At 65.9% G+C, this 12,980-nt stretch carries 10 protein-coding genes; 5 read left to right on the plus strand and 5 right to left on the minus strand.

Features of this window, described 5'->3' with window-relative positions; genetic code table 11:
* The first annotated feature begins 2 nt into the window (after positions 1-2).
* The 3 genes from GVY41_RS01020 to GVY41_RS20465 all read left to right on the plus strand — a co-directional run bounded on the left by GVY41_RS01020 (position 3) and on the right by GVY41_RS20465 (position 3,970).
* Positions 3-1,058 carry a type 2 periplasmic-binding domain-containing protein gene (locus GVY41_RS01020; RefSeq protein WP_161342497.1) on the plus strand — a complete coding sequence of 352 codons (1,056 nt, stop codon included), beginning with the start codon at positions 3-5 and terminating at the stop codon, positions 1,056-1,058.
* A gap of 58 nt (positions 1,059-1,116) precedes the next feature.
* Positions 1,117-1,686 carry a protein-tyrosine phosphatase family protein gene (locus GVY41_RS01025; RefSeq protein WP_161342499.1) on the plus strand — a complete coding sequence of 190 codons (570 nt, stop codon included), beginning with the start codon at positions 1,117-1,119 and terminating at the stop codon, positions 1,684-1,686.
* Positions 1,687-1,867: 181 nt separating this feature from the next.
* On the plus strand, positions 1,868-3,970 hold the full coding sequence (locus tag GVY41_RS20465; RefSeq protein WP_161342501.1) for a methyl-accepting chemotaxis protein: 2,103 nt from the start codon (positions 1,868-1,870) through the stop codon (positions 3,968-3,970).
* Between the two features lie 716 nt (positions 3,971-4,686).
* On the opposite strand, the gene GVY41_RS01035 is transcribed toward GVY41_RS20465, so the two are convergent.
* Positions 4,687-6,099, minus strand: a complete 1,413-nt coding sequence (locus tag GVY41_RS01035; RefSeq protein WP_161342503.1) for an FAD-binding oxidoreductase — start codon at positions 6,097-6,099, stop codon at positions 4,687-4,689.
* A gap of 120 nt (positions 6,100-6,219) precedes the next feature.
* Here GVY41_RS01035 and GVY41_RS01040 point away from each other — a divergent pair, with 120 nt between their 5' ends.
* Positions 6,220-6,990: a FadR/GntR family transcriptional regulator gene (locus tag GVY41_RS01040; protein WP_161342505.1), complete on the plus strand. Its 771-nt coding sequence runs from the start codon at positions 6,220-6,222 to the stop codon at positions 6,988-6,990.
* A complete protein-coding gene (locus tag GVY41_RS01045) occupies positions 6,987-7,982 on the plus strand; it encodes an MDR family oxidoreductase (protein WP_161342507.1) in 996 nt (331 codons plus the stop codon). The genes GVY41_RS01040 and GVY41_RS01045 overlap by 4 nt, the downstream gene beginning before the upstream one ends.
* A gap of 35 nt (positions 7,983-8,017) precedes the next feature.
* Here the strand turns inward: GVY41_RS01045 and GVY41_RS01050 are convergent, their stop codons facing one another.
* The 4 genes from GVY41_RS01050 to GVY41_RS01065 are packed head-to-tail and all read right to left on the minus strand — an operon-like array spanning position 8,018 to position 12,980.
* Entirely contained in the window at positions 8,018-9,667 is a 1,650-nt protein-coding gene (locus GVY41_RS01050; RefSeq protein ID WP_161342509.1) for an acyl-CoA synthetase, read from the minus strand.
* 27 nt (positions 9,668-9,694) lie between these two features.
* Positions 9,695-10,090: a rhodanese-like domain-containing protein gene (locus tag GVY41_RS01055; RefSeq protein WP_161342511.1), complete on the minus strand. Its 396-nt coding sequence runs from the start codon at positions 10,088-10,090 to the stop codon at positions 9,695-9,697.
* A gap of 2 nt (positions 10,091-10,092) precedes the next feature.
* Positions 10,093-10,662 carry a peroxidase-related enzyme gene (locus GVY41_RS01060; RefSeq protein ID WP_161342513.1) on the minus strand — a complete coding sequence of 190 codons (570 nt, stop codon included), beginning with the start codon at positions 10,660-10,662 and terminating at the stop codon, positions 10,093-10,095.
* The gene (locus GVY41_RS01065; RefSeq protein ID WP_161342515.1) at positions 10,659-12,980 is read right to left on the minus strand and encodes a molybdopterin guanine dinucleotide-containing S/N-oxide reductase; all 2,322 of its coding nucleotides are present in this window, start codon (positions 12,978-12,980) and stop codon (positions 10,659-10,661) included. The genes GVY41_RS01060 and GVY41_RS01065 overlap by 4 nt, the downstream gene beginning before the upstream one ends.

The raw sequence follows: 12,980 nt of genomic DNA on the forward strand, positions 1-12,980 counted from the left end.
TCATGACCACCTCCAAGATCCTCATGTCGCTGACCGCCACTCCCCTGGCACTTGGCCTCGCCCTTGCCGCCGCACCTGCCCTTGCTGGCCCGGTGATGGATGACATCAAGGCCAAGGACAGCCTGATCTGCCTTGTCAGCGCCACCGCGCCGGGCTTTTCCGTGCCCGACAGCCAAGGCGTGTTCCAGGGCTTCAATGCCGATTTCTGCCGCATGGCCGCTGCCGCCATCCTTGGGGATGCCGCCAAGGCCGATATCCGCGGCGTTGGGTTTTCCGACTCGATGAAGACCATCGTCGCCGGCGAAGCGCATATGGGGTCGCGCTCGATCACCCGCACCGGCACCCGCGATGCCGATGAGGGCATGGCCTTCGTCGTGACCACCTTCTTCGACGGCCAGGGCTTCATGGTTCCAGGCGCGCTTGGCGTCACCAGCGCGGCCGAGCTGGACAAGGCCGCCATCTGCGCCGAGGACGGCTCGACCACGCTTCTGAACATCGCCGACTGGTTCGCGGCGCAGGGCATGACCTACCGGGTCGAGAACATCGCGGACAAGACCGCGCGGCTGGAGGCGTTCTTCAGCGGCAAATGCGATGTCTATGCCTCGGACGTGACCGCGCTGACCGCCGACCGCCAGCTGGCGCCGGTCCCCGGCGATTACGTGATCCTGCCCGAAGTGATCTCGGCCGAGCCGCTGACGCTGGTTGCCCGCCCCGACCAGGCCTTCGAGGCGTCGCTGTTCTGGGCCTTCCAGGTGATGCTGACCGCCGATGTCCACGGTGTCACCTCGGCCAATGTCGATGCCATCGTCGCCGATCTTGCCCAGCAACCGGCCGATCTGCAGCGGCTGTTCGGCACCGACTCTGCCACCACCGACATGGCCGCCAAGCTGGGCCTGCCGCAGGACTGGGCCTATCAGGTGGTCAAGCAGGTCGGCTCCTATGGCGAGGTCTTCGACCGGCACCTCGGCGCTGCGACGCCCTTCGGCCTCGACCGCGCCAGCACGCTCAACGCCCATGTCGCAGATGGCGGCCTGATGTATCCCTACCCGATCCGCTGATCGCCCCCTTCCTGCGCGCCCCGGCACGGGGGGCGCGCAGTCCAGCCAAGGACATGCAATGCCCGAAGACCACTCCGACGACGGCGCCTTCAGCTCGGTGCGCACCATCTGCGCGCGCCCCGGCGGCGGCCGCGTCATCACCATGGGCTTTCCCGGCCTCGATACCGATCTGCGCGGCCAATCCTGGATCAATCCGGACCTGCTCGATGCGACCCTGACCGAGGCGGCAGCGGCTGGGATGCAACTGCTGCTGGTCCATGCACGGGCCGATGAGCTGCCGGCGGAAGCCATGGCTCTGTTGCGGCAGGCCGCGAAGGCCAGGGCCCTGCGATGCCTTGCCCTGCCGATCGAGGATTACGGGGTTCCGGGCACGGCCTTCCTGCGGGGCTGGCGCCGGCTCCGGCCCGTCTTTGTGCAGGTCTTCGCCGCGGAGCATGCCGTCGGCATGTGTTGCCATCACGGCGCGGGCCGCAGCGGGCTGGTTGCCGCAATGCATCTGGTGGAGGCCGGCAAGACACCCGCCGAAGCGGTGTCGATGCTGCGTGGCCAGTTTGCGGAGACCGTGGAAAACGAGCAGCAATACCGGTGGGTCGAGCACCATGCGCGGCAGTTGCGGACGGCCGGTTAGGCAGCAGGGGCGTCACACCGCGCAGAGCAGTTCCGGTAGGTGATGGTGGTTGCGCGCTGCGAAGCCGAGGTTTGTTCGCGTCGGCTGTCGAGGGGTTTTCGGAACGGGTACCTCACAGAAGTTAAGAGAATATTCGCAAGTCATCTCTAGGAGAACCTTGTACCCCGTTGAGGAGATGTAGATGTTCCGCGCCTTTTCACGCCGCGCCCCACGCGCACATGATGACAATCATTATCTGGTCGCAGCGCTGACTCGTGCCCAGGGAATGATATGGTTCGACCTGGACGGAACCATTCTGGATGCCAATGACAACTTCCTTTCGGTCGTCGGATATAAACGCGAGGAGATTCAGGGGCAGGCGCATCGCATCTTCATGCCACCCGATTTAGCCAGCAGTTCGGAATATGAGAGGTTCTGGAAAAAGCTGGCCGGTGGCGAGACCATTGCCGAAACCTTCTCGCGAGTCGGCAAGAATGGAAAGCGGATCTGGCTCGAAGCCTCTTACAACCCCATCTTCGACGCGGATGGCAAGCCTGTGAAGGTGGTCAAATTTGCCATCGATGTCACCGCGGCGAAGGAAAAGGCCGCCGATGCCGCCGGCCGGCTCGACGCAATCTCCAGGTCGAACGCAGTGATCGAGTTCGATCTACAAGGCAATATTCTAACTGCTAACGAGAACTTTCTGAAGGTGATGGGATACTCTCTCGCAGAGATCTCGGGGCAGCATCACAGCCTGTTCATGCACAAGGAGGCCGTTGGCACATCGGCCTACCGCACATTCTGGGAGGACCTCAGGCAAGGCAAGTACAAAGCGGGTGAATTCAAACGCATTGACAAGAGCGGTGCGACCCGCTGGCTTCAGGCCAGTTACAGTCCGATCCTCGATGCCTCCGGCAAGGCCTATAAGGTCGTCAAATACGCTTCGGACATGACCGAGGAGAAGAATCGCGCAGCGGAAAATGCCGGGCAGATGGCGGCGATCTCCAAAGTGCAGGCGATTATTGAATTCGATCTGGAAGGCAAGATCCTTGCGGCAAACGAGAACTTCTGCGCCACGATGGGATACTCGATCGACGAGATTCTCGGGCAGCGACATGCTATTTTTGTAGAGCCCGACTTCGGGAATTCTGAGGCCTACCGTTCCCTCTGGCAAAAACTGCGGCGGGGAGAATTTCAGTCTGGGGAATTCAGGCGCTTGGGCAAGAACGGCCGCGAGGTGTGGATCCAGGCGAGCTACAATCCGATCCTCGACAGCGAGGGACGGCCGTTCAAGGTGGTCAAGTACGCCACGGATTCGACGCCACGGAAAAAAGCAATTGACGCAATGCAACTTGCGTTGTCCGAGCTGGCCGGAGGCAATCTGACCGCGCAGATTGCAACAGCATTGGCTGATGAGTTCGATAGCCTGCGGCAGAATTTCAACATGGCAAGCGAGCAGTTGCGTTCGGTGATGTCAGGTGTAGTAGAGCATGCTGCCACGATCCAGAACGAGACTGCGGAAATCAGCCAGGCATCTGATGACCTGAGTCGCCGGACCGAACAACAGGCGGCAACGCTGGAAGAAACCGCGGCGGCGATAGACGAGTTGACTGCATCGGTGCGCTCCGCATCAGAGCTGAGCGCCATGGCCAGCAAGATGGTGGCCGATGCCAAGCAGAGTGCAGAAAAAAGCGGTGTGGTCGTAAGGGATGCCGTGAAGGCGATGAATGAGATTGCCGAGAGTTCCAGCAAGATTTCCAAAATCACCAGTGTGATCGACGAGATTGCCTTCCAGACCAATCTTCTGGCGCTGAATGCCGGCGTTGAGGCGGCGCGGGCCGGGGACGCGGGGCGCGGTTTTGCAGTGGTTGCGTCCGAGGTGCGCGCACTTGCGCAACGCTCTTCCGAAGCCGCTCGTGAGATTGCCGAGCTGATTGCAGCTTCGTCCAGTCAGGTCACTCGCGGTGTCGGCTTGGTCGGACAGGCGGGGCAGGCGTTGGAACTGATCGACGCAGCGGTTTCGCAAATCCATCTTCGGGTCGCCGAAATCGCGACCTCCTCGCGTGAGCAGGCGACAGGACTTGCCGAAATCAACCTGGCGGTAAACCAGCTGGATCAGGTTACCCAGCAAAATGCCGCCATGTTTGAAGAAACCAATGCGGCGACGGCCAATCTTACCCGTGAGGCTGTTGAACTCGCGCAGAGCACCTCTTTGTTCCGCACAGCATCGCCCGGTCAAAGCGCTGCGCAGCCTGCATCTGGAATGGAACGGGCCAGCAAGATGCGGATTCGCGCAGTGAGTTGAACCAACCAGGTTGATGAGTCCCGTGGCGAACTGTTCAATTGACGGGGGCCAACCCGAACAATCGGCTGGCTCTTGCGCGTCATCATGCTTCCCCGTCGCGGCCACTGGTGCAGCGGGCAGGCCACAGGGCCGACGCCGACGCGCGGCGGCGAGTCCATCACACGAGTAGCCTGCACCTTACTGTGGCGCAGCAATGTACCAGTTTCTCCGACGCACCACCGCTGACCAGCAGGGCGGCTACGCTGTGGCAGGTTCCAGATTTGCAGGTCGGGCGACGTGCGGTCATGCATCTGTCCGGAAGCGGCGGAACTGGCGAAGCGGTGGCGGATGACAGCGCCGGAAAAAGCCGCAGATTGCCGCGCGGGGCGCGCAACTGGCGCTGGGCAAGATTTGCCAAAATGTTCTGCGAGATCGGCACAGGGTGCAATCCTGCGCTGCCCAGTCGGCGAGGCGGGTCTTGGCTTGATCGCGTGATCTATGTTGAACTGTTCGAACCTGGCTGTCCGCAACTGGCCCAAGCTCCAGGACGACCGCCGCGTCGCCACACGATCCGGGATCGGCCGATCATGATGCATCGCGGTCGCGTGGTCGAAACCGGGCCGACGCGGGGGGCCAATCCCGGCCACGCCCACACCGGAGGCGGATCAAGGCGATCCCGGGCGCTGACAATGCGGACCCAGAGCGTTCTGGCGGAACTGCCCTGACCGGACGAGCGCCTACAGCGGGTCGAAGATCCGGCCAGGGTTGAGGATCCCGTGCGGGTCCAGCGCAGCTTTCAGGGCGCGCAACGTGGCGATTTCCGCGGGGCTGCGCGACAGGTGCAGCCAGGATTTCTTGTCGACGCCGATCCCGTGCTCGGCGGAAATCGACCCGCCATAGGCCGTCACCATCCGCAGCAGCCGGTCCATCGCCTCGGCCTTTTGCGGCGTGCAGAAGACATAGTGCAGGTTGCCGTCGCCCATGTGGCCGAAGGCAAGGAAGGCCGTATCCGGATCGATCTCGCGCAGCGCCGCCTGGCTTTCGCGCAGGAAGGCGGGGATGCGCGCCACCGGCACGCTGATATCGCCGCTGGCGATGTGGTCCAGCGTCCGCACAAACTCGGCGCAGCCATCGCGCATGTCCCACAGCACCTGAAACTCACGCGAGGACTGCGAGACGATGGCGTCCAGCACGTCGCCTGCCTCGACGGCCGCCATCAGCGTCGCGGCGAACATGTCCTCGGCCTGCGGTGCCAGCGGGCCGGCCTGAATCTCGGCCAATACATAGACCGGCGCCTCGGTCGCCAGCGGCGGGGTCATCCGCAGGAAGCGGCACACGCCGTGATAGGCTTCGGGCAGCATGATCTCGAACGCCGACAGCATGCCCCCCAAGGCGCTGCGCAGCCGTTGCAGCAGGACCAGTGCAGCATCGGTGGACGGCAGCGCGAGGAAAGCGTTTGCCATGATCGCGGGGGCGGGGTGCAGCCGTAGCCGCGCGCAGGTCACCACGCCCAGAATGCCTTCGCTGCCGATGAACAGCTGGCCCAGGTCGGGCCCGGCATTGTCCTTCTCGACCTCTTTCATCGTGTTCAGCACGGTGCCATCGGCCAGAACCGCCTCCAGCCCCGCCACCTGCGCGCGGAACATGCCATAGCGCATCACCCGGATGCCGCCCGCGTTGGTGGCGATGTTGCCGCCGATGGTGGCGCTGCCGCGCGCTCCGATATCGACGCCGAACATCAGGCCGGCGCGGCTGGCTGCCTCTTGCACCAGTTGCAGCGGCACGCCGGCCTGCGCCGTGATGGTTGCGCTTTCCGGGCTGACCGCGCCAAGGGACGTCAGCCGCTCCAGCGACAGCACCGCCTCGCCTGCAATGATCCGGTGCCCGCCCGACAGGCCGGTGCGCCCGCCCTGCACGACCAAAGGCTGGCCGAAGTCATTGCAGGCCGACAGCGCCGCCGCGACCTCGGCCGTGGTTTCCGGGCGCAGCACGAAACGGGGCGCGGCGGAAAACCGGTCGCGCCGGTCTTCCTGATAGCGCGGCCCGATGGCATCGCCGGTCAGCAGCGCAGCCGGGGGCAGGGCGCGGGCAAGGCGGTCCAGCAGGGCAGGCTCGGCGCCTGCCGCAGGGATTGGTTGCTGGTCCGTCATCTGACCTCGCTCCTCCATTCGCTCTCAGGCGTGAGGATGTGGGTATTCTTTTATTTGTCAAACCTTTTTCGTTTGCAGAATTGCTGCTAGACTGGCCGCAAGCTCTGGAAGGGGATGCCGATGGCGCTGCACTATGATGAAATCGTCCGCACCGGCCTGTCCAAGCAGGTCGCCGACCAGATCCGCGCCGCCATTCTGGAGGGACGCCTGCAGGTCGATGAGCGGCTGCCTGGCGAGGATGAGCTGTCGCGCCGCTTCGGCATTTCCCGGCCCACGGTGCGCGAGGCGCTGAAGGTGCTGGCGGCGCAGAACCTGATCCGCTCGCGCCGCGGCCCGACTGGCGGCACCTTCGTCAACCGCCCCGATCTGGACGCCGCGGGCCGCGCCATCGCCGAGGCTTCGACGCTGCTGGTGGGCGTGGGCACCTTCGGCGTGGACGAGATCGTCACCGCCCGGATCGAGACCGAGGCGATCTGCTGCAGGCTGGCAGCGGCGAACCGCAGCGAGGATGACCTTGCCCGGCTGGAGGCCGAGATCGCCATCCAGCGTGATGAGGGCCTGACCGATGAGGCCTTCTGCGCCTCGGACGTGCGCTTTCACCGGGCCATCGTCACCGCGTCGGGCAACGCGCCGCTGCGGCTGATGATGCACACGGTGATCGAAAGCTTCATCCCGGTGACCAACATGCTGATCTACCGCGAGCATGAGCGCCGCCGCAGTGTGGCCAGCCATGCGCGGGTGGTCGAGGCGATTGCCGCCCGCGATGCAGATCGCGCCGCATCGGAGATTCGCGGGCATCTGGAAGGGATGCGCGCGGTGCTTAATCAGGCGCTGGACCGGCGGGCTTCCCGCGCGGTGGCGGGCGCCGCTGAGGGAGGAGAGACTGAATGACCGATACGTTTCGCGCGCTGATGATGGTGGACCATGAGGGCAAGCCGAGGGCCGAGTTCCGCCAGTTGACGCTGGCAGACCTGCCCGACCATGAGGTGCTGGTCGAGGTCGCCTATTCCACTGTCAACTACAAGGACGGGCTGGCCGTCAGCGGCAAGGGCCGCATCGCGCGGCGGCTGCCGATGGTGGCGGGGATCGACCTTGCCGGGACTGTCGTCGAAAGCCGCTCGCCCGACTGGGCGCCGGGCGACAAGGTCATCGTCAACGGCTGGGGCCTGTCGGAAACCGAATGGGGCGGCTACAGCCGGTTCCAGCGGCTGAAACCGCACTGGCTGGCGCGGCTGCCGGGTGCGTTCAGCATGGAACAGGCGATGGCGGTGGGCACGGCGGGCTATACCGCCGCGCTGTGCGTGCTGGCGCTGGAGGACTGGGGCACGATCACGCCGGGCGGGGCCGAGGTGCTGGTGACCGGGGCCGCGGGCGGCGTCGGTTCCACTGCTATCGCGCTGCTGTCGGCGGGGGGCTACCGCGTGACTGCGGCGACCGGCCGGCCCGAGACGCAGGACTATCTGGCCGGTCTGGGCGCCACGAACTTCGTGGAACGCGCGGCGCTGGCCGAAAAGGGCGGTGCCTTGCAGAAGGAACGCTGGGGCGGGGCGGTGGATTCGGTCGGGTCCACCACGCTGGCCAATGTTCTGGCTCAGACGGTCTATGGCGGGGCGGTCGCGGCCTGCGGTCTGGCTGGCGGGATGGACCTGCCCGCCACGGTGGCGCCGCATATCCTGCGCAGCGTGGCGCTGCTGGGGGTGGATAGCGTGATGGCGCCGCAGGCCAGGCGCGACCGGGCCTGGGATCTGCTGGCCCGGCGGCTGGACACGGCGCATCTGGCCAGCATCGCGCGGACAGAGCCGCTGTCGGCGCTGCCCGAGCTGGCGGCCGACATCGTGGCAGGCCGCATCCGCGGCCGGGTGGTGATCGACGTGAACGCCTGACAAGTGCCGCGCCGGGGGAAGCCCCGGCGCTTGCCTTACCCGGCCTCAACCTCGGCGGCGCGGGCCCGCAGCACAAATTTCTGGATCTTGCCGGTCGAGGTCTTGGGCAGATCGGTGAACACCACCCGCGCCGGGCATTTGTAGGGCGCGATGGTTGCCCGACAATGCGCGATGATCGCAGCCTCGGTCGGGGCGCGCCCCGGGCGCAATTCGACGAAGGCACAGGGCCGCTCGCCCCACTTTTCATCCGGCATCGCCACCACGGCGCACAGTGCCACATCGGGGTGGCGGTAGATCGCATCCTCCACCTCGATGGACGAGATGTTCTCGCCGCCCGAGATGATGATGTCCTTGGATCGGTCCTTCAGCTGCACATAGCCATCGGGATGCATCACCCCCAGATCGCCGGAATGGAACCACCCGCCAGCAAAGGCCTCGTCGGTGGCCTTGGGGTTCTTCAGGTAGCCCTTCATCACCAGATTGCCGCGGAACATCACCTCGCCAAGTGTCTCGCCATCGGCCGGAACCGGGTCCAGCGTCTCTGGGTCCAGCACCGCCAGATCGGACAGCGACAGATAGCGGATCCCCTGCCGGGCCTTGTGGGCGGCCTGATCGGCGGGCGGCAGCGCATCCCAGGCGCTATGCCATTCATTGCCCACCGTCGGCCCATAGGTTTCGGTCAGGCCGTAGAGGTGGTTCACATGGAAGCCCTGCTCCTTCATCGCCTGCAGCACCGCCTCGGGCGGCGGGGCGGCGGCGGTGTTGAAGGTCACCTTGTGGGGCAGTGCGCGCTTGGCCGCCGCTGGCGCGTTCAGCAGCGTCGACATGACGATGGGCGCGCCGCACAGATGCGTGACCCCGTGATCGGCGATGGCGGCATAGATCGCCTCGGCCCGCACCCATCGCAGGCAGATATGGGTGCCCGCCTGCACCGCGACCGACCAGCTGAAGCTCCAGCCATTGCAATGGAACATCGGCAGCGTCCACAGATATACCGGATGCTTGCCAAGTTCGCCGTGGATCGTGTTGTTCAGCGCCATCAGCGCAGCGCCGCGATGGTGGCAGACCACGCCCTTGGGATTGCCGGTGGTGCCCGAGGTGTAGTTGAGCGCGATGGCATCCCATTCATCGAGCGGCAGTGCGCCCGGAAACTCCGGGTCGCCGCTGGCAAGGAACTCGGCATAGTCCAGCGTTCCGATGCGGTCGCCCTTGGGGTGCGGCGCATCGTTCGGGTATTCGCTGTCGTCGAAGTCGATGACCAGCGGGCGCACCTGCGCCAGCGCCAGCGCCTGCGCGATCACGCCCGAAAACTCGCGGTCCACGATCAGCACCCGGGTTTCGGCATGCTCCAGCTGAAAGGCGATGGTCGCGGCATCGGTGCGGGTGTTCAGCGAGTGCAGCACCGCGCCATTGGCCATCGGCACGCCGTAATGGGCCTGCACCATCGGCGGCGTGTTGGACAGCATCACCGTGACGGTATCGCCGCGCCCGACGCCCTGCCCGACCAGCGCCGAGGCGAGGCGGCGGCAGTCCTGCCACAGATCGGCATAGCTGGTGCGGATGCGCCCGTGGATCACCGCCGCGTGGTCCGGATAGGTCCGCGTCGCCCGTTCCAGATAGGACACCGGCGTCATCGGCTGATGGTTCGCGGCGCGGCGGCCAAGTCCGTCTTCGTATTTGTCCAAGGGGGCTCTCCGTCGGCGCTTGGCCTGTCAACTGCTGTGCTTTTCCCGGGACGCGACCGGCTTGCCGGATTTCTTCCACTCGCCAAACCCGCCGAGCATGGACCGGGCATCGAGACCCATCTCTTGTGCGGCGCGCGCCGCCAGCAGCGACCGCCAGCCCGAGGCGCAATAGAACACGAAGGTCTTCGGCTCGGCGAAGCGGGGCTTGTGATAGGGGCTTTCCGGGTCGATCCAGAATTCCAGCATCCCGCGCGGGGCGTGGAAGGCGCCTGGGATCAGCCCTTCGCGCTCCAACTCCCGCGGGTCGCGGATGTCGACGAAGACGACGCCCTCATCGTCCAGCCGTTCTGCCATCTCGTCCCCCGTGACCGATTGCACAACTGCATCAGCTTCGGCCAGCATGTCCTTGCATCCCTTGGCCATTCTCAGCGCCCCAGTGCATAGAATTCGTCGTTCGGCCGCATGCTGGTGACATTCGCCAGCCGGTTCGACATGCCGAAGAATGCCGAGATCGCGGCGATGTCCCAGATATCCTCCTCGGTGAACCCGTGGGATTTCAGCAGCGCCACATCGTCATCGCCCACCTCATAGGCGCGGGCCGACACCTTCATGCCGAAGTCGATCATCGCCATCTGCCGCGGTGTCAGGTCGGCCTTGCGGTAGTTGATCGCCACCTGATCGGCGATCAGCGGGTTCTTGGCGCGGATGCGCAGGATCGCGCCATGGGCTACCACGCAATACTGGCACTGGTTGGCGTTCGAGGTCGCCACCACGATCATCTCGCGCTCGGCCTTGGTCAGGTTGCCCGGCTTGTCCATCAGTGCGTCGTGATAGGCAAAGAAGGCGCGGAATTCGTCGGGCCGATGCGCCAGTGTCAGGAACACGTTGGGCACGAAGCCCGACTTCTCCTGCACGGCGAGGATGCGGGTACGGATATCCTCGGGCATGTCCTCCAGCGCGGGGACGGGAAAGCGGCTGATGGCCGGTGCGGTCATGTGAGGTCTCCTCCAGGGGCGGACAGGATGTCTGCCAGTTCGTGTTGATAGGTCTGGGCCGGGTCGGGCGCCGCGCCCTCGAAAGGTTCGATGCGCACAAGGCAGGTATGGGCCGAGCAGCCCTGCCCGAAGGCCGAGGTGCCGATGTCCAGCGTCAGCACATTGGGGTTGCCCGACAGCTCTGGCCCGCCGGCCGTCCCGGGCGTGAACCACGCCCCGGTCGGCAGGATCGCCACACCCGGCGCCACGGCACCCGTCACGCAGGCGGTGGCAAGGCAGGCGCCGCGCGTGTTCCACAGCCGCACCGTGGCCCCATCCGCAATGCCGCGGCGCGCAGCATCGGCCGGGCTCAGCCGCACCTGCTCGCGCCCGCCGCGCTTGTCGGCGAGGCTCGCTTCGGCCGTCTCCAACTGGCTGTGGAGTCGCCCGTTCGGCTGGTGCGAGATCAGGTGCAGCTCGTCCTCCGCCGCGCCGCCCAGCCATTCGGCAGGCTCGATCCAGGCCGGATGCGCGCGGCAATCGGCATAGCCAAGCCGCGCCAGCGTGTCGCTGCCCAGAACGATCCGCCCGCTTTCGGTGTTGAGCGGGTGGGCCGCGGGGTCGGCGCGATAGGGCGCCAGATAGGTATGGCTGCGCTGCACGGGACAGGCGGCGTAGCCTTGCGCCCAGAAGGTGTCGAAATCCGGCATCTCATGCCCAAGCCGCTGCGCCGCGAAATCCCGGCTTTCGGTGTAGAGGTGGCGGATCCAGCCCATCTCGTCGCGGCCCTCGTTGAAAGCGGGGGCGACGCCCAGTTTCTCGGCGATGGCGTTGAAGATGTCGAAATCGGACCGCGCCTCGCCCAGAGGTTCGATGGCCTTGGCCATGGCAAGGATGAAGTCCGACCGCTTGTTCCCCGACAGGTCGTTCCGCTCCAGCGAGGTGGAGGCGGGCAGCACGATATCGGCCCGCCGCGCTGTCGCGGTGAACATCGGGTCCTGCACGATGATCGTCTCGGGCCGGGTCCAGGCTTCCGACAGCCGGTTCAGGTCCTGATGGTGATGGAAGGGGTTTCCCCCCGCCCAATAGACCAGGCGGATGTCCGGATAGGTGCGGTCCTGCCCTTCATAGCTGTAGGCGCCGCCGGGGGTCAGCAGCATGTCGCTGATCCGCGCCACCGGGATGAAGCTGTCGATCGGCCTCGCACCTTGCGACATTGCGGGCGACTTGCCGGTGACGAAGGGGGCGCCGACCCCGCCAAGCGAGCCATAGCCAAAGCCCATGCCGCCCCCCGGCAGGCCGATCTGGCCGGTGATGGACGCAAGGGCAATGGCGGCCCAGAACGGCTGCTCGCCATGATGGGCGCGCTGCAGGGCCCAGCTGGCGGTGATCATGCTGCGGGTGTCGGTGAGGCGCCGCGCCAGATCACGGATGGTCTGCGCGTCGATCCCGGTGATCGCTGCGGCCCAGTCGGCGGTCTTGGCCTGCCCGTCATCCTCGCCGCGCAGATAGGCCAGCAGCTGATCCGATCCGCTGGTGCAGCGCTCAAGGAATCCGGCGTCGTGCCGGCCGGCCAGAACGATCTCCCCGGCCAGCCCCAGCATCAGCGCAGTGTCGGTGTTGGGCCGGATCGGCCACCATTCGGCGCCGGTCCAGTCCGGCAGATCCTCGCGGTAGGGCGAGACGTGGATGACCTTCACCCCGCGCTCTGCAATCCTGCGCAGGTAGCCCTCAAGGTAATGCGCGCCGATCCCGCCCGCCTCGCTTTGCGCGGTGCGGGGGCTCATGGCGCCGAAGACCAGCAGCGTCTCGCTATGCTCGGCGATGGTGTCGAGCGTGTTGGACTGCCCGCCGCAGGCGCGTTCGTCCCCCAGCGTGTGACGCAGGATCACCGGGCCGGCGGCGATGGAATAGGTATCGACATGGCCGGTATAGCCGCCGGCAAGGTTCATCATCCGCTTCAGCAGGGTGGAGGCGTGGTGGAAGCGCCCACAGCTGGTCCAGCCATAACTGCCGGCAAAGATCGAGGCATTGCCATGATCGCGCGACACGCGGCGGATCTCGCCGGCGATCAGGTCGGTCGCCTGGTCCCAGCTGACCGGGACGAAGCGTTCACTTCCGCGGCCGCGCCGGTCGCTGCCCTCGCGCGATGCCAGCCAACCCTCGCGCACCATCGGGCGCAGGATGCGGCGTTCCGGCTTGGCCCAGTCGGTGACGGATTGGATGACGGGCGAGGGTGCGGGGTCATGGGCGAAGGGCTCGACGCCGACGATGCGGCCGTCCTCGACCAGCAAGGTATAGGCGCCCCAATGGCTGCAATGCGGAACCCGGCGGATCAT

Source organism: Frigidibacter albus, from assembly GCF_009908165.1.
Taxonomy (GTDB): domain Bacteria; phylum Pseudomonadota; class Alphaproteobacteria; order Rhodobacterales; family Rhodobacteraceae; genus Frigidibacter; species Frigidibacter albus.